The sequence below is a fragment of the Nocardia sp. CWNU-33 genome (assembly GCF_046764895.1).
Taxonomy (GTDB): Bacteria; Actinomycetota; Actinomycetes; order Mycobacteriales; family Mycobacteriaceae; genus Nocardia.
Genome location: NZ_JBKOQN010000006.1, coordinates 237,673 through 260,073, shown reverse-complemented (window position 1 = coordinate 260,073; position 22,401 = coordinate 237,673). Strand labels below are relative to the sequence as shown.

Genomic DNA, 22,401 nt, shown 5'->3' with positions numbered 1-22,401 from the left:
CCCTCAGCGCAACACCGTCGGCACGTATCTACGGGCCGGCTGAGGTATCACCGATCGGGCACGTTGCGGGCGAGTTCGTCGAGCCAAGCGGCGGCCGAGGCGTCGCTGGGAGCGCGCCAGTCACCGCGCGGCGACAGTGAGCCGCCGGAGCCGACCTTGGGGGCGTTCGGCAGCGTCGAGCGTTTGAACTGGCTGGTCTGGATGAAGCGGCGCAGGAATTCCGCGAGCCAGTGTTTGATGGTCGGCAGGTCGTAGGCATTGCGCTGGTCGGCGGGGATGAGATCGGGCCAGCTGCCGCGGGCGGTGTCCGACCAGGCCTGCCACGCCAGGTAGGCGATGCGGCTCGGGCGGTAGCCGAAGCGCAGCAGGTTGTAGAGGTGGAGGTCCTGCAACTCGTACGGGCCGACGGTGGCCTCGGAACTCTGACCGGGTCCGGTCGCGTCGGAATCGGTGGTGGGAATCAATTCCGGCGAGATTTCGGTCTGCAGGATCGACGCGAGCACCTCGCCCGCATCCGCGCCGAACTGATCGGTGTCCACTGCCCAGGCGATCAGGTATTTGATCAGCGTCTTGGGCACCGAGGCGTTCACGCTGTAATGCGCCATATGATCGCCGACGCCGAAAGTGCACCAGCCGAGCGCGAGTTCGCTGAGATCACCGGTGCCGACGACGAGCGCATTGTGCTGATTGGCCAGCCGGAACAGATGGGCGGTCCGCTCGCCGGCCTGCACATTCTCGTAGGTGATGTCGTATTGCCGAACGCCGTCGGCGGCAGGGTGATTCAGGTCGCGCAGCATCTGGGTGGCCGAGGGCCGGATGTCTATCTCCGCTGCGCTCACTCCGAGTGCGCGCATCAACCGGTGTGCGTCGTTGCGAGTGCGCGCCCCGGTCGCGAAGCCGGGCATGGTGTAGGCGAGCACATTGGTCCGCGGCAGCCCGAGCCGGTCCATGGTCTTGGCCGCCACGATCAGCGCCTGAGTGGAGTCGAGCCCGCCGGAGACCCCGATGACGACACGCTGGATTCCGGTGGCCCGCAACCGGGTGCTCAGGCCCTCCACCTGGATGTGGTGCACCTCGGCACAGCGCTCGTTGCGTGCGGTCGGGTCGGCGGGAACGTAAGGGAAGCGCGGAATTTCGCGTCGCAGCTCGACGGTGGTGGTCGGCACCGGCAACTCGATCTCGATGCGCCGCAGCCGAACCAGATGGTCGCGGTGGTCGTGCACATTGTCGGCGAAACTGGTGGTGCGCAATCGATCCGCGGCCAGGCGCGGTAGGTCGAGGTCGGCGGTGATCAATTGTGGATGATCGGCGAACCGCTCACCTTCGGTGAGCAGATCGCCGTTCTCGCAGATCAGGGCCTGTCCGTCCCACGCCATATCGGTCGTCGATTCGCCGTGTCCCGCAGCCGAATACAGGTAGGCGGCCAGATAGCGCGCCGAGTGCGAAGTGCACAGCGCCCGCCGATAGTCGGCCTTGCCGATGACGATATTGCTGGCCGAGAGGTTGACGAGCACGGTCGCACCGGCAAGTGCGGCGAACCCGCTCGGCGGCAGCGGCACCCAGCCGTCCTCGCAGATCTCCAGATGAAAGACGAATCCGTCGAGATTGGTCGCGGTGAACAGGAGATCGGCTCCGAACGGCACCCGCCGACCCGCGATCGTGATCTGGTTTGCCAAGTTCTCCCGCGCCGCCGCGAACTGCCGCTTCTCGTAGAACTCGCGATAATTCGGCAGGTAGCTCTTGGGTGCGGCGCCGAGCACAACGCCCCCGCTCACCGCGATCGCGCAGTTGAACAGCCTGCCCTGGGCCCGGACCGGTGCCCCGACCACCAGCACCGTGTCGATGTCCGCACTCGCGGCGACCAGGCGTCCCAGCGCCGCCTCCACCGCGTCGGTCAGCGCATCCTGATGGAACAGGTCGTCGGAGGTATAGGAGGACAGCCCGAGCTCGGGAAACACCGTCAGTACCGCGCCGGCGTCAGCCGCCTGGCAGGCCAGCAGCAGCGTCTCCTCGACGTTGTAGGCAGGGTCGGCGACCCGCACCCGTGGCACCGCGACCGCCACCCGCGCGAACCCGTGCCGGTAGAGCGATTCGAACGCCAGGTCGGGCATCGTCGTCCCCCTTCGGGATCGAGTCGAACGAGATCATGCTCCGCCGCGAAATCTACCCCCGGCCGGGGCTACTGCCTGCCGCGCAGCCCGCCGCCCCAACGCGGCCAGTCCACCTTCGGCGGCGGTTCGGCGATCAGCGATTCGCGCTCGACATCGGTGACGAACAGCGGCAGCAGCGGCTCGAGCTCGGCAAGCAGGGTGAGCAGGTTCCCGCCCTGCGCGGCCCGGTACTCGGGCATGGTCAGACCGACGATCTGCAGGAACTGGAGGCTGCCGTTCGGGGTGTCGATGCCGCCGAGTTCCGGGTCGACGGCGAACCCGACGGCGTGGACGGTCGCGTCCGCGCGGTCGGTGGCGATGGGCCCGTTTGCCTTGATGGTGTGGCCGGGCTCGAACCACTTGCCCGACTGGAAGACGTAGCGGGCGAGGTTCTGCATGAAGTTGCCAGGCCACACCGGTGGCACGGTATCGGTGGGCAGGCGTACCAGCCGGAAGGTGAATTCGAATCCCCAGCCCGATTCGGCGGGGTTGTCCCACTCCTTCTCGTACAGCTCGCTCATGCCATAGCCGAGGTAGTGCCAGTGCGGGACCGGGTCGGTGCGCGGATACACGCTGATGCCGTCGAGCGGATCGGGACCGCCGAGCGACCAGGGCAGTTCCGGCGCCCAATGGGTGGGTTCGACGCCGTCGTACAACTGTGCGAGGGCGCCGTCGATGGCGTCCCAGCCCGGTGCTTCACTCACGTCGCCACTCTAGTTCCGTGTCGTCCACCCGGCGCGTCGCACGCAATCGTAAGACGTTGGCGGACAGCGGTTTGCGGTCGACTCTGAACGGCGGGCCGGGTGACCTGGGCTTTCTTACCTGCACCTCGGCTCTGACGCGGCGCGCCGACGCACGATCTCCGACAGCGGTCAAGATCGGCGGCCGCTAAGCTATAGCAATGGCGGATGACACGGATTCCGACCTAGTGGCAGGGGAGCGGCGCGCTGACCTGATACATGCGCTGTCCTACGTGTCCACGGAGTCGGGGCCGGACGGCGAGTACATCGTCAACGGCGATCTTCCCCCGGAGGTGGCACCGCCATTCATCCGAGCTGTCATGCGGGTCGAGGCAGAGTTGCTGTTGCACGATGCCGAGCTCGTCACGGTCGAGGGTGGGGAGCCGCGCACGCCCGAGGAGCGTCGTACCGACGCCTTCGTGGCATTGCTGCTGCGCGTCGACGACCGAGACTGAGTGGGCGCGGTGTCGCCGTACCTTGCACTCGACACCCCTGAGTGCTAAAAAGGGCTTTGGCACTCTCTACCTGTGAGTGCCAGGTCGGGACGGTGAGACCGGGTTCCATCGACACCCCCGGTCGTCCGTCGCGGGCACCGAACCTGGCCAGCGTAAATGGGGCGATCCGACAAGCGGTCGCCCTGCGTGTCAGCCTCATTACTTGGAGGATCACTTCGCAATGGCCAAGATGATTGCGTTCGACGAAGAGGCCCGCCGCGGTCTCGAGCGGGGCCTCAACGCCCTCGCCGACGCGGTAAAGGTGACGCTGGGCCCCAAGGGTCGCAACGTCGTTCTGGAGAAGAAGTGGGGCGCCCCCACGATCACCAACGATGGTGTTTCCATCGCCAAGGAGATCGAGCTGGAGGACCCGTACGAGAAGATCGGCGCCGAGCTGGTCAAGGAAGTCGCCAAGAAGACCGATGACGTCGCCGGCGACGGCACCACCACCGCCACCGTGCTCGCCCAGGCGCTGGTGCGTGAGGGCCTGCGCAACGTCGCGGCCGGTGCCAACCCCCTCGGCCTGAAGCGTGGCATCGAGAAGGCCGTCGAGGCCGTCACCGTGCGCCTGCTCGACACCGCCAAGGAGATCGACACCAAGGAGCAGATCGCTGCTACCGCTGGTATCTCCGCAGGCGACTCGTCCATCGGTGAGCTGATCGCCGAGGCCATGGACAAGGTCGGCAAGGAAGGCGTCATCACCGTCGAGGAGAGCAACACCTTCGGTCTCCAGCTGGAGCTCACCGAGGGCATGCGCTTCGACAAGGGCTACATCTCGGGTTACTTCGTCACCGACCCGGAGCGTCAGGAAGCGGTCCTCGAGGATCCGTACATCCTGCTCGTGGGCTCGAAGATCTCGACCGTCAAGGACCTGCTGCCGCTGCTGGAGAAGGTCATCCAGGCCGGCAAGCCGCTGCTGATCATCGCCGAGGATGTCGAGGGCGAAGCCCTGTCGACCCTGGTGGTCAACAAGATCCGCGGCACCTTCAAGTCCGTCGCCGTCAAGGCGCCCGGCTTCGGTGACCGTCGCAAGGCTCAGCTCGCCGACATCGCCATCCTCACCGGTGGCGAGGTCATCAGCGAAGAGGTCGGCCTCTCGCTGGAGACCGCTGGCATCGAGCTGCTCGGCCAGGCCCGCAAGGTCGTCATCACCAAGGACGAGACCACCATCGTCGAGGGCGCGGGCGACGCGGAGGCCATCAAGGGCCGCGTTGCGCAGATCCGCACCGAGATCGAGAACTCGGACTCGGACTACGACCGTGAGAAGCTGCAGGAGCGTCTGGCCAAGCTGGCCGGCGGTGTTGCGGTCATCAAGGCCGGTGCCGCGACCGAGGTCGAGCTCAAGGAGCGCAAGCACCGCATCGAAGACGCTGTGCGCAACGCCAAGGCTGCCGTCGAAGAGGGCATCGTCGCCGGTGGTGGCGTGGCTCTGCTGCAGTCGGCTCCTGCTCTCGACGACCTGAAGCTCGAGGGCGACGAGGCGACCGGTGCGAACATCGTGCGTGTCGCGCTGTCGGCTCCGCTGAAGCAGATCGCCTTCAACGCCGGCCTCGAGCCCGGCGTTGTCGCCGAGAAGGTTTCCAACCTGCCCGCAGGCCATGGCCTCAACGCCGACTCCGGCGTGTACGAGGATCTGCTTGCCGCCGGTGTCGCCGACCCGGTGAAGGTCACCCGCTCCGCGCTGCAGAATGCGGCGTCCATCGCGGCTCTGTTCCTCACCACCGAGGCCGTCGTTGCCGACAAGCCGGAGAAGGCCGCCGCTCCCGCCGGCGACCCGACCGGTGGCATGGGTGGCATGGACTTCTGAGTCCAGCCTCCCGGCAACACCTGCAGAAACCGGAAGCCGGCCACCCTCGGGTGGCCGGCTTCCGGCGTTTCGGTATCGGTCGGTGTGGCGCAGCGGTTGGGTGTGCGTCAGTTGGACGCGGCGCTCAGGTCTACCGGGTTCAGGTTGTCGCGCGCGGTGCCTGCTGTGGAATTCTTCTTGCCCTTGCTCGGATTGTTCACCGAGCCGGTGACATCGGGCTCCTCGTCGTCGGTGATCTCCGGGGTGTGGGGTGGTTCCGGCTCGGCAACAGGCGCGGCATCGGTCGGTTCGACTTGCGCAGCGGCAGTGGACGGTTCGACTTGCGCGGCTGTGGCATCCGCGCTCGGAGCGGCGGCGGCCTCGGCCGGTTCCGCAGCGATCGATCCTCTTGCTGCTAATTCTTCGGCGGCAGCCTGGCGCAGTCGTTCGGCGATTTCGTTGAAGATGTAGAAGTTCGGGATCCTGCCGACGGGGGTGAGCGATACCCAGCTGCCGTCGACCTTCATCCGGACCAATCCGCTACGGGCGTCGATCAATTGGATCTGCTCCCACGCGAAGATCTTGTCGCGGAAGATGAGTGCCCCCAGGTGCAGGCTGATCTCGCCGAAATTCACGGTCGCACCCTCGTCGATGGCGATGACCGCGCGGGGCAATTGGGTTGCGGTGATTGCCGACTGGATCGCCTTGGCCCACTCGCGCGCGTCGTCGAACAGTCCGTCGTCGAACGCGGCCGCGGTGTCGCCGGGGCCGCTCATCTCGAACGAGTAGTCCGACGGCGCGGTGCTCTGGAACGGAATCACCTGCTGGCGTACTTCGGCGCTGTCCCAGCGGAACCCGGCGATCTGCTCGCCGGAGCGGTACACGGTCATGCCGGATTCGAAGAGGTCGAGGCGCGCGGCGCGGTTGTGCCGGTTGCGCCTGCCCCAGACGAATGCCATCGACGCGGGTACGAGGGCAAGCAGGCTGACCGCAACGCTGCCCGGGTACGCGCCGACCACCGCGCAGATCGCGCCGACCGTGGCAAACCCGCCCGCCACGATGCCGCAGCCGCGCACGAAGTTATCTTTCGCAGGCGCCGCCGGTCGAAATGTCTGGCGGTGCGTGCCGAGCTTTTGGTATTCGGCCATCAAGTGGATCAGCTGCGTCAGTGGAACCTTTTGCGCCAGGCTGGTTCCGGTTTCGCCTTGCTTCACCGTGCTCGGAGTGGTCAATTGTCCCTCCATGAGGCGGTTTTCCTCCGCGGCGAAGCGTATGTCACTCGACCAGCGGTCGCCACCCCAGTTTCGCTTGCCTGCGATCGGCCGAGCTTACGTCACTGAGTCGCGGCCGGCACGGAGGGTGCGGGCGTTTCGTCGGGTTCGTCGTTTGACCAGCCAGGTTGAGATGCCGGTGACGGCGAGGGCCGCGGGTGTCAGGCCGAGCAGCAGCCAGATAATGCGCCACCAGCCATTGACAAGCCACCCGAAGTGGGCGGGTCGGAAGACTTTGTCGTAGAACGTATTGGCTACCGGCCGGTCGTGACTGGAATCGACCACCTTGATATCGGCGCTGTCTCTGGCGTTGATATAGACCAGGACATCGCCGCTGTAGAAGGCACGGTGTGCGTAGGGTGAATAGGCGCCTGCTATCGAGGCTCGGTAATAGTCGGCTTTTTCGCCGGGCAGTTTCAGATAGGCGAGTCGGCCCGGTACCTGCTGGAGTGCGATAGTGCTCGCCTCGCCGATGGACACCGGTGGGCGCTGTGGTGCGGTCGGCCGCGGAGTGAAGGTGTCGTTGGGCATCTCGGTGACGGCGTTGCCGCCGGTGACGGCGAGCCAGGCCTGCTCCACGGCCGGAAATTCGAAGGCGATGCCGGTGATCCCCCACATGAGCAGGAAGGGGACGCCGAGGATGCCGATGACGTTGTGCAGATCGCGGTCCCTAGCGAAACGGCCTTTGTTCGTCCGGACGCGAAAACCGTGGCGTATGCGCTTCAGCGAAGGCCACCACACGGCAGCGCCGGATACCGCGAGCAGGACGAGCAGGACTCCGAGGCCGCCGAGAATCAGGTAGGCCCACGTCACGTCGAGAATCGGCGCCTTGCCGTTCACAGCGGGGACCGTGCCCACATAGCGGAGGCAGCCGAATGCGCAGTCGTGCAGGTTGACCAGCCAGCCGAGCACACCGTCGGTGAGCCCGGCGCGGGCATTGATCCGGCCGGTGCCGGGGTCCACCGCGTAGGCGGCGGTGGAGCCGCGGTTGCCGACGGCGATCACGCCGCCGTCGGAGCCGACCCAGCCGACGTCGAAGTCCGGGTCGGCGGCGCGTACGAGGTCGACGGCCTGTTCGGTCGTGACGATCGGCGCGGCATCGGTCCGTTGATAGAACGATCCATGGCTCGCTCGGAAGAGTTCGCCGTGGTAGAGCAGGACCGCCCCGGTCGTGCATTGGATGACCAGCAGTAGGCCGAGCGTCAGTGCGGACCAGCGATGGGTACGGATCAGCACTTGGCGAATCGGCTTCCGCCTGCGCCGACGCGGTCGGTTCGCGGGCGCGACCCGGGCGGACGGCTTCGAACGATCGCCGGTTGCCTCGAGGGCACTCGCGCTACGCGAATCCACTCCTGTCATGCAGGGCAGGCTAACCTAAATTTCGATGTCCGGTAACCGTGGGTGTTCCTAGCGATGGTGAGCTCGCGAGGCGCGAGAAACGACCGAAGGCCGGCCCGCGCAGTAGCGGACCGGCCCTCGATGGGTGGTGATCAGATTCCGTCGACGGTCAGGACGGCGAACGGCGTAGTGGGGGTGCCCGGGCCCATCGGCCCGCCCTTGTCGAATTGTGAGGCGACGACCAGGGTCTGATTGCCTGCGCGCACCAGGGTGGTCGGGATGTGCAGGGATTCGTCGGTGATGGACTGCTCCAGGGTGGCAGTAGCGCCGTCGTCGGTGATCTTCCAACGGGTGATGGTGTTGGTGACGTTCTGTGCGGCCCACAGCGTGTCGCCGTGCAGTTCCAGGCCGTCGCCGTACTTCAGATCGCCGCCGTGCATGGCGACCTTGCGGATCGGATCGGGTGAATTCGGTGCTGTTGCGATGCGGTACAGGTCGCCTGCGGTCATATCGACGACCAGCAGGTAGCGGCCCGAGTCGTCGGACGCAATGCCGTTGAGGGTGAAGGAGCCGGCTTTGTGCGGTGCGATGGTGGAATTCATATCGAATTGTGCTGTCAGTTCAGCTTTTCCGCCGTGTGCCACGGCGTCGGCCAGTTGGGCTTCGGTGACGCGGTAGACGACGGCGGACAGGCTGTCGGTCAGGTAGGCGGTGCCGTCCTGGGTAATCGCGACGTCGTTGACCATGTGCGGGCCGAGGGCCGAAACGTCGAAGCGGGCGATCAAGGCTCGGGTTCCGGTGTCGTAGATCGCGACGCCCATGGTCGAGTCGATTACCCACAGGCGTCCGGCTCGATCGACCTTCAAGCCATTGGCGGTCTTGCGGCCGTCGGTGCCCTCGGCCAGGAAGATGTCGGCCCGGCGGGCGCCCGGCGTGGCGCGGTAGATCGCGCCGTTGGTGTATGAGCCGACATAGGTGTCGCCGTTGCGAGTGTCGACCGCGATGCCCTCGGGATACGCGCGATCACTCGGCAATTCGTAGGCGGTGCTGATTCGGGAGGCGGCGGCCTGGTCGGTGGCTTTCGCGGCATTCGTGGTCGTGCCGCAGGCGGCGACGGCGGTCAGTGCGACGGCGGTGGCGATGGTCGAAAAGTGGCGGCGGCGGATCGTGCGGGACATGGTCGTGCCTCTCATCGGGTCTATCAATCAGATGTATCGACATCTAAGAGCGAGCACGAATGTATATTAGAACTCTAATAATCGTCAAGACGCTAATGAGAGAACGGGCGGATACGATGCAGCCATGACGTCTATGCCCGCATCGGAGCGCATCGGATCCCCGATCAAGCGGGCTGAGCAGGCGCTCAGTGCGGCCAAGAACGCGGCATTGAAACCCGCTGGCGTGACGGTGCCGCAGTACGCGGCCCTGCTGTTCCTGACGGAGAACCCTGGTATCTCGGCAGCCGCGCTCGCCCGCCTCTGCGGCGTCACCCCGCCGACCATGAATACGGTGCTGACCAACCTGCAGGACCGCGGCCTCGTGGAGCGGACGCCACACGAATGGCACAAGAACGTGCTCGAAACTCGCCTCACCGAGAAGGGGGCGACGGTCATGCGGGATGCGGACGCCAGAGCGGTGCGAGTCGAGCGCGCGTTGGCTGCCGGCTTCACGACGCAAGAGCGGGCAACCTTGATGGAGTTGCTCGATCGCTGCGCGGACCTGCTCGATTCGATACGACCGGAATAGCCGGACCCGCCGCCGAGCGGGCCCGAAGGTCATCCGCGGACTCCGGCGCATGCCACCGGAGGCGGGGGATACTGCTGGCTATGCAGGCTGCGTTCGTCGGTCGCCATCGCGAGGTCGCCGGGCTGCGTGCCGCGGTGCTGTCCGCGGCAGGCGGCGCGGGCCGGTTGGTCCTGATCGACGGTCCCGCCGGGATCGGCAAGTCTCGGCTTGCGGACCGAACGGTGGAACTGGCCGCCGAATGCGGTATGCGTGTCGGGCGGGGATTCGCGGTGGACGATGCGGGGATGCCGGCACTGTGGCCGTGGCTTCGGTTGATCCGCGACATTCCGGAACTCGCCGAATCGCTGTCGGCCGACCCCTCGGACGGTCCGACCATGGATATCGCGGCACGGCGGTTCCGGATGTTCGCCGCCGTCGCGGACGCCCTCGAGCAGTTGGCCGAGCCGGCCGGGCTCGCACTGATCCTGGAGGACCTGCACTGGGCAGACCGGAGCTCGCTGCTGCTGTTGCGGTATATCGCGGCCGAGCTGCCCAGGCTGCGGCTCCTGGTGGTGACCACCGCGCGCGATCCTGCCACCGCGGTCTACCTCGAGCAGGTGCCGTGGTTGCTTCGTATGCCGCACACCCGGTCGATGGCGCTGTCCGGGTTGTCGATCGAGGAGATCCGCTATTGGCTGGACCAGGCGTGTCCGACCCCGGGCCGTGCCGACGTGGATCGGTTGTACACGCGAACCGGCGGGAATCCGTTGTACATCCGACTTGTCATCGAATCTGATTCCGGCACAGCAGGTTCCGATGTCGCGTCGCTGGATCCTATGTCACATCCCGGCTTTCGCCGACTGGCACTCGTGCAGGTGGATCGGCTGGATCCGGCGAGCCGAGCGGTGCTGGGTGCGGCAAGTGTGCTCGGCGAGCGGATCGAACCCGAACTGCTTCGGCTCGTCGTCGGCGCCGACGTCGATGCGGCCCTGGATGCGGCCATCGGCGCGGGCGTGGTTCGACAACTCGACGACGGTGAGTTCACGTTCGCGCATGCGCTGATCCGCGACGCCGTCTACGCCGAACTGGTCCCATCGGAGCGCATGGCGCTGCACAGAGCTGCCGCCGAACTGCTTGCCGTACACGCCGACGGCAATCCTGCCGCGGCGGGTCCGATCGCGACGCACTGGCACAAGGCGAGCGGCCGGGACGCCGGTGTCAACTGTGCGTACTGGGCCGGGATGGCCGCCGCGGCCGCGCGGGCAAGCCTGGCCGACGACGAGGCAATTCGATTCCAGCAGTGGGTCATCGACGGGATCGGCCGGATCACCCCGGCAGCAACGCTCGCCGAGTTGTGGCTCGACCTTGCGCGCAGCGAGTTCGCGGCGGGGCGGATCGATGACAGCGTGGCGCACTCCGTGCGCGCGGGCGAACTCGCCGATCAGGCGGACCGCCCCGATCTCATCGGTGCGGCAGGGCTCGTGGTCACCGACATTACGACGCCGCGGGTGATGGCGAGCGTAGATCGGCTGTGCGTCAACGCCTTACGACAACTCTCGCCCGACGCGGACACCGCATTACGGGCCCGGCTGCTGGCACAGCGCTCCGTGTCCGCCGCCGATATGGCCGAATGCGAACGGGCAAGGGAGCTTTCCGCGACGGCGCTGGTCGAGGCCGAGCGCAGCAACGACCCCGATGCGCTGCTGGACGCGATCCACGCCAGGCACCTGTCCCTGTCGGCGCCGGTCTACCTTGCCGAACGCCGCGTCCTCGCCGACCGCGCCATCGACATCGGGTCTCGCGCACAGCAACCCCTTGCTCAACTATGGGGACACCTGTGGACAACCGACGCGGGGTTTCAACTAGGTGACCTGGGCATGGTCGACAGATCACTCGACCAGATCGAACAAGTGGCGGACTCCCGGCGACTGCCGGTCGCGCGCTGGCACCTGTATCGACTCCGCGCGACCCGCGCGACCCTGGTGGGCGACCTCGCCGCCGCCGCGGACAGTGACGCGGCCGCCCACGCGCTTGCCCTGCGAATCGGCGACTATTCGCTGATCGGCCTGCACTACGCCTTCCGCGGCCAATTCTGCGTAATGCAGGGATACCTCGACGCGGCCGAGATCGCCGAGCATCTCGACGCGTTCGGGTTCGCGCCGAATATTCCACTGGTCCGGGTGTATTCGCCGATGCTGCACGCGCTGGCCGGTGATATGGCCGAGGCGCGGGCCGGATTCGAGGAGTTCCGGACCCTGCCCGACACGCTCGAAGTCGGGCCCCGATGGCTCGGTCTGCTCTACCTGATCGGCGTTGTCGCTGTGCTGCTGGAGGACAGGGATACCGCCGACCGTGTCTACCGGGTGCTCGGCGTTGCCGACGATTACTACATGGGCGACGGCAGCGGCGCGGTGTTCTGCGCCGGTTCGATCGCCCGTCCGATCGCAGACCTGGCCCGCACCGCGGGGCGCAACGACACGGCGATCGACCACTACCGGCATGCGATCGACATGGATGCCCGCATCGGGGCGCGCCCCTTCCTCGCCCTCGGCCGGCTCGGGCTGGCCGGGGCCCTGCTCGACCGTGGCACGGAGGCCGACCTGCGCGAAGCCCGAACTGCGGCGACCCGAGCAGCACAGGAGTTCCGGCTGCTCGGTCTGGATTATCGGCTGCGATCGGCGGACACGTTGCTTGCCGACATCGATCGTGCGGGCCGTAGCGCGAACCCGCTGACCGCACGCGAGACCGAAGTCGCCGAACTGGTCGCGAGCGGCTTCTCCAACCGTCACATCGCCGAGCGTCTGGTGCTGTCGGAGCGCACCGTGGAGACCCATGTGCGCAGTGTCCTCGGCAAGCTCGGTGTCCAGAATCGCACCGAGATCGCCATCTGGATGCTTCGACACCGTGCCTGAGCGACACCGCACTTCAGTAGCGCCGCGCTCGAATGCGGCCTGCCGCACAGGCTGCCATGCCCCGGTTGCCCGCAGGCGACGGGAAGGTCGTTTCGGTCGCGGCCGCCGCCGAATCCGGTCCGGAGTCGGAAGCTGCGCCGGTGCCGCAGGTGGACGACCTGACCGTGATGTATCGAGGTCGTGGTGCCTGCACAGTGCGGCGGCCGATCCAGCGTCGGTGGTGGATCGGCCGATCGGATGCAGGCAGTTCAGGCCGTTGCGGGGGCTGCGGCCGTTGCGGGTCGGGGCGTGCGGTCTGCGACAGTCATTGCCAACGCGGCACACGCGATGAGAGCGGAGACCAACGGCAGCCAGGACGCGCCGAACGAATCCAGCACTGCGCCACCGATTATGGAGCCGATCCCGCTGCCGAGGTAGATGGCGGAGCCATTGAGGCCGAGGGCGACGGTGGGCGCATCGGCGGCGATGCCGAAGAGGCGGGTCTGCTGGGGAACCATGATGGTGGCGCCGAACAGGCCGGTGATCGCAAGCACCGCGAAGACGGTCCAAGCGGTGTTGATGGCGGGACCGAACAGGATCAACCCGACCGCTGTGCCGACGATGCCGACGATCAGTGTGCGCTGTGGCCCGTAGCGGTCGACGGCGCGACCGGCCTGCGCGTTGCCGATGACCTGGCCGACGCCCATGGTGAGCAGGAGCCATGCCAGCAGCTGCTGGGATACCGACGGCGCGACTACGACAGGCAGATAGACGAACGTAGTGAACGTTGCTGTCGTGGCGGCCGTGGTCACCATCAGCACTCGCAGCACCGGTCGGCGCACGAGCACGCTGATGCGTTCTCGCAGACCGGTTTTCGGGAGCGTGACCCGCGGCAGCAACAACACGAGCACCGCCGCGACGGCGCCTGCGGCGGCGATCGCCCACAGCACGCCACGCCAGCCGATCCAGCGCTCGACGAAGATGCCGATCGGCACGCCCGCGACACTGGACAGGGTGAGCCCGGTGGCGACCACCGACAGCGCCTTACCGCGGTTGGTGTCGTCGGCGACCACGCCTGCGACAGCGAAGGCGTTGGCCTGGAATGCCGCCGCGCCCAACGCGGCCACGATGCGCGCCGTCGCCATGATCGCGAACGTCTCGCCCGCGGCTTGGCCTATCATGCCGAGCACGAAAAGCGCTGCGCCGCCACCCAATAGCCGGCGCCGATCCCAAGATCCGGTGGCGGTCGCGATGAGTGGCGATGCGGCGGCGTAGGTCCAGGAGAACATCGTGGTCAGCTGGCCCGCGGTGGCGACGGAGACGTTCAGGTCGGCGGCGATGAGCGGCAGCATGCCGTTGAGCACGAACAGGTCGGTGCCGAGCACGAAGGTGCCCACGGCGAGTGGAATGAGGGACCGAACGAGATTGTTCGATGATTGTCGAAGCATCTTAGTATGCTGAGATATGATTCGATTGTTGTCAAACGATCGGAGAATAGATTTGCGCCAGCTACCGCAGCCGAGCACCGCCGACCTGGACCTGGTCCGGGTGCTGAGCGCGCTCGCCGATCCGGTGCGGCTGGAGCTGGTCCGGGCGCTTGCCGGGGTGCGTGAACCACTCAGCTGCAGCGTCGACAAGTTCGATGTCGAGATCACCGCCGCGACGCTGTCGCACCACTGGAAGGTGCTGCGGGACTCGGGCGTCACAACAACCTTCGCGTCCGGGCGCAACCGGCTCGTCGAACTCCGGCGCGACGACCTCGCGGAGCGCTTCCCCGGTCTACTGGACGCGGTACTCGCCGACACGACGCGCTGAGGCCGACCCGGCGGCGGCAGCAGCTGACGTGACGCCGAAGTAGCCGCGAAAGATACGGTTCGGCAAGACTTTTCCGGCTCCGGTGTCGGTATTGTTCGGGCCGAACGTATTTCGCACTGCGGAAGCTGTGACGCGGAATTGCGCCACGGCGACAGTCGGTGCCCGCGCCTTCGACGCCGTTCGGGTTGCGAGTCGGCTTCGGCCATGTGAGGTTTGGCAGGCGAATCAGTCGCCGCGGAGAGCGCCGATCCGGGCGCGAAGATCCGGCAGCGAACCGCCGGAAAATATTCTAAAAAATTCCTGCAAAATACTTCCCCTGGCGCGGCGTGCTCTGTATCGTCCTTTTCGGCAAACAGCTAGTGACCGAGTGGTCACTACGGTGAGATCGGAGCAATACCTTGAGCCTCTTCCTATCCAACGCAGTCTTTGGCCCCCTTCTGCAGCTGATTGCCACTGGTTCGGCGAGCCTGTCGGCGCATTAGCAACAAAGCCGCCAACTTTCGGCTAACGCGCGGTCGCGCGTAGGTTTTCCAGAAGGGCCCGATCCATGACGAGGGGATCGGGCCCTTAGGTATTGTCTGCCCCAATGTCACAGGATGCGAATACGGGACGAATGTATGCCGGGCAACCCGTAGAGGACCGGCAACGTCAGCGGCGTGCGCGTTTTCTGGAATCGGGCCTGACGGTCTTTGCGCGCGACGGCTACGCCAATAGTTCGGTCGGCGCTATCTGTAAGGACGCCGGACTCTCGTCACGGCAGTTCTACGAGGAGTTCACCGGTCGCGAATCCCTACTACTCGAGCTCTACCAGCAGATCGATAGGGAGTCGCGCGACGCGGTCACCGCTGCACTGGACAAGAAGGCCGACGCGACCGCACTCGAGATCATCGACGCGTCCGTCCGCGCCTACGTCGAGGCCATCGGGTCCGATCCGCGCAAGGCGCGTGTGGCGCTGGTCGAAGTGGTCGGTGCGGGGCCGAAGGTGGAAAAGTTTCGGCTCGAATTGCGCCGGGTCTGGGGTTCGCTGCTGGCCAGTGCCGCGGAGGACGCCGCCATGCACGGCGAAATCCCCACGGGCGACTACGAGATGCGCGTGCTGGCGATCATCGGCGCGGTCAACTATGTGGTCGACTCCTGGAGCGGCGCGGATCCGCGGCCACCGCTCGATGACGTGATCAGAGTGCTCAGCCGGGTGATCATGGGTGCAGTCGGCGCGTAGCGCCTTGTCGGAGACGGCGATGCGGCCCCGGCGCGGTAGCGTCGCGGCATGGAGACAGTTCCCATCCAGATGCCGGACGGCAGCGTCGTTCCGGTGCGGCTGATCGCGGCGAGCGGTGCACACAGCCATCCGGTGACCCCGGATGCGCCGCGCCCGGTCGTGGTGATGGTCCCGGGGCTCGGTGTCCCGGCCGGATACTACGAACTGTTCGCCGCCGGATTGGCCGAGCGCGGGTTCGACGTGGCGATCGGGGAAATGCGCGGCCAGGGCGACAGCAGGCCGCGGCCGAACTCCTCGAGCACCTACGGCTATCACGAGCTGGCATCGGTCGATTTCCCCGCGATCTTCGAGGTTGTGCGCGACCGCTTCCCGGCCAGCACGCCGTACCTGCTCGGTCACAGCATGGGTGGCCAGCTCGCCGTGCTGTACGCCTCCCGGATCCGCGGCAGGCTCGGCGGGTTGATCCTGGTCGCCTCCGGATCTCCGTATCACCGTGGCTTCCGTGGACTTTCGGGGCCCGGGATGCTGATGAGCACCACGGCGATCTCGCTGACCGCCAACATCGCGGGCTTCTGGCCGGGCGACCGGATCTCGGTCGGAGGTTTCGGCAGGCAGTCGAAGGTGCTGATCTCCGACTGGGCCCGGCTGTCGCGCACCGGCCGCTTCGTACCGGTCGGCGCGGATATCGACTACGAGGAGCGGATCGGCAGACTGCAGCTGCCGATCCTGTCCATCACGATGACCGGCGACGACCTCGCGCCGCCGAGCTCCGCCGCGCACCTGCTGGAGAAGATGCCCAAGGCCGACGTGACGACCTGGCATCAGCCGGAGTCACTGGGACACAACGGCTGGATTCGCCAGTACCGCAGTACAGTCGATCAGATCGAGAAGTGGCTGCGCGATCGTTAGCCTGCTGCGCTGCCGTTGGCCGGGGTGAGCGCCAAGACCGGAATCTCCCACGGCACCGCGTTCTGGAAGTCGGCAAGGAACGGCGCAACCTCCAACTCGCTGTCCCACAACCGCTTCCGCTCCGGGCCTTCTACGACCGACGCGACTACCGGCCAGGATTCGGCGCCGACCTCGATGGTGGCCTCGGGGTTCGCCACGAGATTGTGATACCAGCCCGGCTTGTTCGACCGCCCGCCGTTGGCCGCGAAGACCACCACCCGGTCGCCGTCGCGCAGGTAACCCAGCGGCCAGGTGCGCTGCTCGCCGGTGCGTGCGCCGGTCGTGGTCAGCAGCAGCAAACTCATGTTCGCGAACTGCCCTCCGACGACACCGCCATTAGCGCGGAATTCCGCGATGATTTCCCGATTCAGTTGCTGCCGTTGCTCATTGGACACACACCTCATGCTATTCGCGTGCCGGCGTTCCCGCGCTCCGAGCGTCATGCCCCTTCGCGATTGCCGCGTCATATCGGAGGCGGGCGGCCGCCACGTACTCGCGGTGCCCCTCCGACCACTCGATGAGCGCGTCGACCTGGTTGGAGAGGGTGGCGCCGACGGGAGTCAGCGCATAGTCCACCCGCGGCGGCGAGGTGGGGGTCACTGCTCGCTCGACCATGCCGTCGCGTTCGAGGCTGCGCAGCGTGAGAGTGAGCATCCGTTGCGAGATGCCCTCGATCGAACGCTGCAATTGGGAGTAGCGCTTCGGTCCGTCGATGAGTAGTGCCATGACGAGCACGCTCCACTTGTCGCCCACTCGATCCAGCACTTCGCGTAGCTGACAGCTCGCCGTCTCGGCCCCGATCGGCGCCGCGGCTGCGGCCGGGGCGCGCACATCGGTGTGCGGTAGGCGGGACAAAGTGCCTTCTTCCATCACCGCGTCATTGTCGGCCAGACTCGAGGCGCGCACAAGAAGTAATCAACGAACAGAAAGTGCGGTACCTGATGACAGCGCAGCACCTGTCGGACGTCGATCTCCTCGCGCCGCCGCGCCGCCGCGGCTCCCGGCCGACAACCACCGGTCGCGAGATTCCGCACGACCAGTTCGACCAGCTCTCGCCGCCGCCGATCCGCTCCGCGCTCATCGCGCACGCCACGGCGTTGCCGGGTGTGTTCACCGGTCCGAGCCAGGTGTCCGAGCCTGCCTCGCTCGCGCTGCGACTGCGCGACCCACGCGGTCGGTGGGAGGCGTTCCTGTATCCGAGTCCGGACGAGTTCGGGCACATCCATCGGACCGGGTTCATGCATCTGACCGTGCCGCGGCCCCTCATCGCGCCGCTGACCGAGGCAGGCTGGGTCGAGCCGCATCCGATTACGTTGCGCCCACAGTGGCCGGACACGATCGTGATGCTCTACGCGCCCCGCGATGCCGATGAACTTGCCTTGGCGACAGCGATTGTGGATGCCTCATACCGGCAGGCCACCGAAGGCTGAGCGGTGCTGCGGTCAATCGAGGTGTTTGCCGAATCCGTCGAGCATGGCGGTCAGGCCGATCTCGAAATGATCGGTGTTCGTGACCGCGTCGACGGCCGCGATGCGCGCGCGGTGGCCGTCGGAATCCGCAGCGGGGGTGCGACTGCGTTGCGCAGCCACGGTGGCCACCGTATGGCTGAGGATGTGGCCGATCACGTACTCGCGCAGGCATCGGGCCAGCTGTAGGCCGATGGCCGCCGGAAAGCCGACACCTTGCAGGCGTTCCAGCATCCAATTGCCGGTCTCGACGGACGTAGCGCTGCGGACCGGCCGAGTTGCGAAGATGGGCACCGCATTCGGGTGCCGACGCAACGTCGAGCGCAGTCGATACGCGTAGGTGCGCATCAACTCGGGCCAATCCTCTTGCCAGGGCAGGGTTTCCATCTCCAGCTCGGCGAACATCGCGGCGGCGATGGCGTCGAACAGGTCCTGCTGGTCGGTGAAGTGGCGGTAGGCGGCCATCGGGTCCGCGCCGAGTGCGGCTCCCAGTTTCCGCATGGTGAAACCATCTATGCCCGCCTCATCGATGACGGTCAGTGCGACCGTGGCGATGTAGTCGCGGTTCAACGTGGTCCGGCCGCTCGGCGCCGGCCGCTTCCGGTCGCTCATGCGCCCGGCTCGTGACCGGCATCGAGCAGCCGGGTCGCAGACTGCGATTGGTGGGTCACGCCTGCTCCTCTACTCATTTCTGTCGCAGCAAACAGCCACCGCCTGCCGGTCCGGGCCGGCAGGCGGTGGCCGAGTGTCCGTCAGCGGGCTCCGCCCTGTTCCATCAGCATCTGGGTGAAGAACTCGTAGATGAGTCCGGCCTGGAACGCCGACTGCTTGTTGTCGGCGGCGCCGCCGTGGCCGCCTTCGATGTTCTCGTGGTACCAGAAGGTGTGGCCCTGTTCCTCCAGCAGTGCGGCCATCTTGCGGGCATGGCCGGGATGCACGCGGTCGTCGCGGGTGGAAGTGGTCAGCAGGATCGGCGGATAGGTGACCTCCGCGCGGGCGTTCTGGTACGGCGAGTACTTGCTGATGTACTCCCATTCCTCCGGCTGGTCCGGGTCGCCGTATTCGGCCATCCACGAGGCGCCTGCCAGCAGCAGGTGATAGCGCCTCATGTCCAGCAGCGGCACCTGGCAGACGATGGCGCCGAACAGTTCCGGGTAGCGGGTCAGCATCACGCCCATGAGCAGGCCGCCATTGCTGCCGCCCACCGCACCGAGCTGGTCGGCGGTGGTGATGCCGCGGGCGACCAGATCCTTTGCGATGGCGGCGAAGTCCTCGTACACCTTGTGCCGGTTGGCCTTCTGCACGGAGGTGTGCCACTCGGGGCCGTATTCACCGCCACCGCGGATATTCGTCATCACCCAGGTGCCGCCGCGCTCCAGCCAGCCCATGCCGGAGGCCCCGCTGTAGGCGGGGGTGCGCGACACCTCGAAGCCGCCGTAGCCGGACATCACCGTCGGGCCGGGGCTGTCCTTGCGGTCCCGGTGACGGATGACGAAGTACGGCACCATGGTGCCGTCGTCGGACTCGGCGAAGAATTGCTCGGTCTCGATGCCGGAGGCATCGAAGAAGCCCGGTTCCTGCTTGAGTTGTTCGGTCCGGCCGCCGACGGCGCTGGCGAGCAATGTCGCGGGATTGGTGAATCCGCTTGTGGTCAGCATGAACTCGTCGCCGCCCTCCAGCGGGTCCAGGTTCATCACGCTGGTGGTGGCCATGGGCGGGGTATCGGCCAGCGGCTCCCGGGTCCAGCCGTCGGGGCCGGGGGTGAGGACGTAAAGCTTGGTCTGCACGTCCTCGAGGGTGATCAGCAGCAAGTGGTTCTCGGTCCAGCCGTAACCGTGCAGCGAGGTGTGTGCGTCCGGGGTGAATATCACCTCGAATTCTCTTGCACCGGAAAGGAATTTCTCGAAGTCGATGGCCAGCAGCGCGCCCGCGGGGTAGCTCGCGTTGCCCACCTCCCACGGTGACTTCAGCCGGATCAGCAGCCAATCCTTGTACCAGGATTCGCTGGCATCGGTGGGCACGTCGAGGTGACGCAGGCTGCCGTCGTCTTCGATCAGGTAGACCTCTTCGTTGAAGAAGTCGGTGGCCCGCCCGACGAAATGCCGTTCGTAGCCGGGCGTGCGGTCGTAACCCGCCGACACCGCGACATCGCCCGCTTCACCTTCGAACACCGTTTCTGCCTCGGCGAGCGGGGTGCCGCGCCGCCAGCGTTTGGCGATTCGCGGGTATCCGGAATCGGTCAACGAGCCGGGCCCGAAATCGGTGCCCACGTACACCGAATCGATATCGATCCAGCGCAGTTCCGATTTCGCCTCGGGCAGCTGGAAACCGCCGTCGGCGGGGTCGATGAATTCCCGCTTCTCGATATCGAATTCGCGCACGACTTTCGCATCGGCGCCGCCACGCGAGAGGCTGATGAGGGCGCGCGACTGTTCCGGCCGAAGCACCGCTGCGCCGCCCCACACCCAGTTCTCGTCCTCGGCGGTGGCCAGCGCGTCCAAGTCGATCAGCACCTCCCAGTCCGGTGCGTCCTTGGCGTACTCGGCGAACGTGGTCCGCCGCCACAGCCCACGCGGGTGGGCGGCGTCGCGCCAGTAGTTGTAGAGCCAGGGGCCGCGCCGCCCGGGATAGGCGATCTTGGTGTCGGTGTCGAGCATGTCGAGGATGCGGCGTTCGAGATCGGTGAACCGTTCGGACGCGGCAAAGCGCGCCACGACCACATCGTTGTGCGCGCGGGCCCAGTCCAGGGCCCGCTCATCGGTCACTTCTTCGAGCCACAGATACGGATCGTTCACACTCTGCTCAACACCGCTCATGTCCACATTGTTGCCGAGCGGCGCGGCGGTGGGTGGTCCGGTTACCAGAAGTGGGCGACGTCGAGCACGACCCGCGACCCGCTACCTGGGCCTTCGAGGATGAATATCCGGAAGGGCAGTCGCGCGCGGACCCCGAGTCCGACGGTTGTCTGTCCCTCGAACGAGCCCGCCCACGCGGCTTGCCGGAAGGTGCGGTAGCCCGTCAGATCGACGAGTTCGCCGCGGTTCGACGGGCGGTAGGTGCTGTTGCCCGTGGTGTCGTTGGCGGGCGCGAGGACGACGATGTGCAGGAATGCGCCGCCGCGCAGGGGAACCGGTGTGCCCGACGCGTCCATCACGACTTCGTCGACGTAGCCGACTCGATAGCCGATGGCCGAGCCTGCGAGATCGAATATCAGTCGGTCGTAGCAGTCGTGCCGACCGGAGCGGATGGCGGTGAGCGGGGCAGCGGACATGGCGGGGTTCTCTTTATCGAGCGAACCCCAGACAAATCCGCAGTAGGCAGTCGCAGCAGCCGGTCTCGGAATGATCCAGAGGCCTACACAAGTCGCGACCGAGGCAATCAGGAGCACTATGCGACGCATGGCCGCACCGCCTTCGGCAGTTGGGGTAGATATTTTCGATAAATCGGTCGAATCGGACATGTTGTTACGCGGTGGTCGGGCGATGGGTATGCACCCGATTGCGCTCCGTAGTATCGGCATTTCCGCGCCGAGCGAACAGGAGCCCGAGCTTGTCTCCATTTCTGTGGGAACAGCATTGCTGTCTGCCGCTGCTGCCCTCGGCGCGAATCGAGGAGTTGGCCAGGTACCCGCGCGGTTCCTATCTGTCGGTGAATATCGGATACTCCAGGCAGTCGACCGCGGATTCGCTGGCGCTCGCACGGCAGTTTCGCCGGGATGCCTTGGCGGATAGCCGATTTCGCCTCGTACAGGGCTATGACGATGTCGCCGCTGATGCGGAAACCATTGCGCTGGCCTTCGACCTGGAAGACGCGGGTCCGCTCGGCGGGCAGCTCGACAATGTCGAAGTGTTCTACGACCTCGGCGTCCGCTCGCTGCTGCCCGCCTACAACCACGCCAACGAGGCGGCCTGCGGGTGCCTGGACACCGAGGACACCGGACTCACCGCCTACGGCCGCGATCTGGTGCGCACACTCAACGCGGTCGGCATGTTCGTCGACGGCGCACACTGCTCCCGGCGCACCGGCCTGGACCTGGCCTCGTGCACCGAAGCGCCGATGATATACAGCCACGCCAACTTCGACGCGCTGTGGGAACACCCGCGCAATATCACCGACGAACAGGCCGCGGCCTGCGCAAGTACCGGCGGGGTGATCGGCATCAACGGCGTGGGAATCTTCCTCGGGCACAACGGTCCCGAGGAACGCGCACAGCGGGTGGAAGCAATGGCCGCGCATATCGAATACGGCGTCGAGCTGGTCGGCATCGACCATATCGGCATCGGCTCGGATTATTCGTTCGACGCCGCGGACTTCAACCACGAACTGCTGAACAACCCGGAGGCGTTCTCCGACGCCTACATCAAATGGGGTCCACTGCAATGGGTTCCGCCCGAGGACTTGCTCGGGCGGAGCGAACTGCCCGGACTCGACGAGCTGTTGTCGCGCCGTGGTTTCAGCGCCGCCGACCGAGCCGCGATCTTCGGCGGCAACTTTGCCCGCGCCGCACAGCAGGTCTGGCAGGACTGACCCCACAGCCGGGTGTGGCGCGACCGTAGAA

General features: G+C 66.5%; 20 protein-coding genes. 9 read left to right on the top strand and 11 right to left on the bottom strand.

Features of this window, described 5'->3' with window-relative positions:
• Window positions 1-47 precede the first annotated feature (47 nt).
• Entirely contained in the window at window positions 48-2,111 is a 2,064-nt protein-coding gene (locus tag ACLMAL_RS10730; protein ID WP_411998905.1) for an NAD(+) synthase, read from the bottom strand.
• A 68-nt stretch (window positions 2,112-2,179) separates the two neighbouring features.
• Entirely contained in the window at window positions 2,180-2,854 is a 675-nt protein-coding gene (locus ACLMAL_RS10725; protein ID WP_411998904.1) for a suppressor of fused domain protein, read from the bottom strand.
• Between the two features lie 197 nt (window positions 2,855-3,051).
• Between ACLMAL_RS10725 and ACLMAL_RS10720 the strand changes: the two genes are divergently transcribed.
• Both ACLMAL_RS10720 and groL read left to right on the top strand, forming a co-directional pair.
• Window positions 3,052-3,345: a hypothetical protein gene (locus ACLMAL_RS10720; RefSeq protein ID WP_411998903.1), complete on the top strand. Its 294-nt coding sequence runs from the start codon at window positions 3,052-3,054 to the stop codon at window positions 3,343-3,345.
• Between the two features lie 220 nt (window positions 3,346-3,565).
• Window positions 3,566-5,191 (top strand): chaperonin GroEL, encoded by a 1,626-nt coding sequence (gene groL / locus ACLMAL_RS10715; RefSeq protein ID WP_328406806.1) that lies wholly within the window; start codon window positions 3,566-3,568, stop codon window positions 5,189-5,191.
• Between the two features lie 107 nt (window positions 5,192-5,298).
• Here groL and ACLMAL_RS10710 read toward each other — a convergent pair whose 3' ends face one another.
• From ACLMAL_RS10710 to ACLMAL_RS10700, 3 genes are all read right to left on the bottom strand, one after another.
• Window positions 5,299-6,402 (bottom strand): DUF6585 family protein, encoded by a 1,104-nt coding sequence (locus ACLMAL_RS10710; RefSeq protein ID WP_411998902.1) that lies wholly within the window; start codon window positions 6,400-6,402, stop codon window positions 5,299-5,301.
• 96 nt (window positions 6,403-6,498) lie between these two features.
• Entirely contained in the window at window positions 6,499-7,800 is a 1,302-nt protein-coding gene (locus ACLMAL_RS10705; protein WP_411998901.1) for a PepSY-associated TM helix domain-containing protein, read from the bottom strand.
• A gap of 131 nt (window positions 7,801-7,931) precedes the next feature.
• Window positions 7,932-8,957, bottom strand: a complete 1,026-nt coding sequence (locus ACLMAL_RS10700) for an SMP-30/gluconolactonase/LRE family protein (protein WP_411998900.1) — start codon at window positions 8,955-8,957, stop codon at window positions 7,932-7,934.
• 124 nt (window positions 8,958-9,081) lie between these two features.
• On the opposite strand from ACLMAL_RS10700, the gene ACLMAL_RS10695 reads away from it, so the two are divergent.
• Window positions 9,082-9,525, top strand: coding sequence for a MarR family transcriptional regulator (locus tag ACLMAL_RS10695; RefSeq protein WP_328406802.1), 444 nt, complete (start codon window positions 9,082-9,084; stop codon window positions 9,523-9,525).
• 80 nt (window positions 9,526-9,605) lie between these two features.
• Window positions 9,606-12,416 (top strand): ATP-binding protein, encoded by a 2,811-nt coding sequence (locus ACLMAL_RS10690; RefSeq protein WP_411998899.1) that lies wholly within the window; start codon window positions 9,606-9,608, stop codon window positions 12,414-12,416.
• Window positions 12,417-12,664: 248 nt separating this feature from the next.
• Here the strand turns inward: ACLMAL_RS10690 and ACLMAL_RS10685 are convergent, their stop codons facing one another.
• Window positions 12,665-13,843, bottom strand: a complete 1,179-nt coding sequence (locus tag ACLMAL_RS10685) for an MFS transporter (RefSeq protein WP_411998898.1) — start codon at window positions 13,841-13,843, stop codon at window positions 12,665-12,667.
• Between the two features lie 28 nt (window positions 13,844-13,871).
• Here ACLMAL_RS10685 and ACLMAL_RS10680 point away from each other — a divergent pair, with 28 nt between their 5' ends.
• From ACLMAL_RS10680 to ACLMAL_RS10670, 3 genes are all read left to right on the top strand, one after another.
• Complete coding sequence (locus tag ACLMAL_RS10680; RefSeq protein WP_411998897.1) at window positions 13,872-14,210, top strand: ArsR/SmtB family transcription factor; 339 nt, start codon at window positions 13,872-13,874, stop codon at window positions 14,208-14,210.
• Between the two features lie 586 nt (window positions 14,211-14,796).
• Window positions 14,797-15,429, top strand: a complete 633-nt coding sequence (locus ACLMAL_RS10675) for a TetR/AcrR family transcriptional regulator (protein ID WP_328406798.1) — start codon at window positions 14,797-14,799, stop codon at window positions 15,427-15,429.
• 48 nt (window positions 15,430-15,477) lie between these two features.
• Complete coding sequence (locus ACLMAL_RS10670; RefSeq protein WP_411998896.1) at window positions 15,478-16,338, top strand: alpha/beta fold hydrolase; 861 nt, start codon at window positions 15,478-15,480, stop codon at window positions 16,336-16,338.
• On the opposite strand, the gene ACLMAL_RS10665 is transcribed toward ACLMAL_RS10670, so the two are convergent.
• Entirely contained in the window at window positions 16,335-16,772 is a 438-nt protein-coding gene (locus tag ACLMAL_RS10665; RefSeq protein ID WP_411998895.1) for a nitroreductase family deazaflavin-dependent oxidoreductase, read from the bottom strand. The genes ACLMAL_RS10670 and ACLMAL_RS10665 overlap by 4 nt on opposite strands.
• A gap of 10 nt (window positions 16,773-16,782) precedes the next feature.
• On the bottom strand, window positions 16,783-17,283 hold the full coding sequence (locus ACLMAL_RS10660; RefSeq protein ID WP_411998894.1) for a winged helix-turn-helix transcriptional regulator: 501 nt from the start codon (window positions 17,281-17,283) through the stop codon (window positions 16,783-16,785).
• A gap of 35 nt (window positions 17,284-17,318) precedes the next feature.
• On the opposite strand from ACLMAL_RS10660, the gene ACLMAL_RS10655 reads away from it, so the two are divergent.
• The gene (locus ACLMAL_RS10655; RefSeq protein ID WP_411998893.1) at window positions 17,319-17,807 is read left to right on the top strand and encodes a luciferase family protein; all 489 of its coding nucleotides are present in this window, start codon (window positions 17,319-17,321) and stop codon (window positions 17,805-17,807) included.
• A 12-nt stretch (window positions 17,808-17,819) separates the two neighbouring features.
• On the opposite strand, the gene ACLMAL_RS10650 is transcribed toward ACLMAL_RS10655, so the two are convergent.
• The 3 genes from ACLMAL_RS10650 to ACLMAL_RS10640 form a co-directional block, all read right to left on the bottom strand.
• The gene (locus tag ACLMAL_RS10650) at window positions 17,820-18,455 is read right to left on the bottom strand and encodes a TetR/AcrR family transcriptional regulator C-terminal domain-containing protein (RefSeq protein WP_411998892.1); all 636 of its coding nucleotides are present in this window, start codon (window positions 18,453-18,455) and stop codon (window positions 17,820-17,822) included.
• 140 nt (window positions 18,456-18,595) lie between these two features.
• On the bottom strand, window positions 18,596-20,659 hold the full coding sequence (locus ACLMAL_RS10645; RefSeq protein ID WP_411998891.1) for a prolyl oligopeptidase family serine peptidase: 2,064 nt from the start codon (window positions 20,657-20,659) through the stop codon (window positions 18,596-18,598).
• Between the two features lie 41 nt (window positions 20,660-20,700).
• Complete coding sequence (locus ACLMAL_RS10640) at window positions 20,701-21,114, bottom strand: hypothetical protein (RefSeq protein ID WP_411998890.1); 414 nt, start codon at window positions 21,112-21,114, stop codon at window positions 20,701-20,703.
• 278 nt (window positions 21,115-21,392) lie between these two features.
• Here ACLMAL_RS10640 and ACLMAL_RS10635 point away from each other — a divergent pair, with 278 nt between their 5' ends.
• Window positions 21,393-22,370: a dipeptidase gene (locus ACLMAL_RS10635; RefSeq protein ID WP_411998889.1), complete on the top strand. Its 978-nt coding sequence runs from the start codon at window positions 21,393-21,395 to the stop codon at window positions 22,368-22,370.
• Window positions 22,371-22,401 lie beyond the last annotated feature (31 nt).

What these genes read in the sequence shown, in the direction of transcription:
- ACLMAL_RS10730 (WP_411998905.1), bottom strand. Translation starts at nt 2,111, where the DNA reads ATGCCCGACCTGGCGTTCGAATCGCTCTACCGGCACGGGTTCGCGCGG.
- ACLMAL_RS10720 (WP_411998903.1), top strand. Translation starts at nt 3,052, where the DNA reads ATGGCGGATGACACGGATTCCGACCTAGTGGCAGGGGAGCGGCGCGCT.
- groL (WP_328406806.1), top strand. Translation starts at nt 3,566, where the DNA reads ATGGCCAAGATGATTGCGTTCGACGAAGAGGCCCGCCGCGGTCTCGAG.
- ACLMAL_RS10705 (WP_411998901.1), bottom strand. Translation starts at nt 7,800, where the DNA reads ATGACAGGAGTGGATTCGCGTAGCGCGAGTGCCCTCGAGGCAACCGGC.
- ACLMAL_RS10700 (WP_411998900.1), bottom strand. Translation starts at nt 8,957, where the DNA reads ATGTCCCGCACGATCCGCCGCCGCCACTTTTCGACCATCGCCACCGCC.
- ACLMAL_RS10695 (WP_328406802.1), top strand. Translation starts at nt 9,082, where the DNA reads ATGACGTCTATGCCCGCATCGGAGCGCATCGGATCCCCGATCAAGCGG.
- ACLMAL_RS10690 (WP_411998899.1), top strand. Translation starts at nt 9,606, where the DNA reads ATGCAGGCTGCGTTCGTCGGTCGCCATCGCGAGGTCGCCGGGCTGCGT.
- ACLMAL_RS10685 (WP_411998898.1), bottom strand. Translation starts at nt 13,843, where the DNA reads ATGCTTCGACAATCATCGAACAATCTCGTTCGGTCCCTCATTCCACTC.
- ACLMAL_RS10675 (WP_328406798.1), top strand. Translation starts at nt 14,797, where the DNA reads ATGTCACAGGATGCGAATACGGGACGAATGTATGCCGGGCAACCCGTA.
- ACLMAL_RS10670 (WP_411998896.1), top strand. Translation starts at nt 15,478, where the DNA reads ATGGAGACAGTTCCCATCCAGATGCCGGACGGCAGCGTCGTTCCGGTG.
- ACLMAL_RS10655 (WP_411998893.1), top strand. Translation starts at nt 17,319, where the DNA reads ATGACAGCGCAGCACCTGTCGGACGTCGATCTCCTCGCGCCGCCGCGC.
- ACLMAL_RS10650 (WP_411998892.1), bottom strand. Translation starts at nt 18,455, where the DNA reads ATGAGCGACCGGAAGCGGCCGGCGCCGAGCGGCCGGACCACGTTGAAC.
- ACLMAL_RS10645 (WP_411998891.1), bottom strand. Translation starts at nt 20,659, where the DNA reads ATGAGCGGTGTTGAGCAGAGTGTGAACGATCCGTATCTGTGGCTCGAA.
- ACLMAL_RS10640 (WP_411998890.1), bottom strand. Translation starts at nt 21,114, where the DNA reads ATGTCCGCTGCCCCGCTCACCGCCATCCGCTCCGGTCGGCACGACTGC.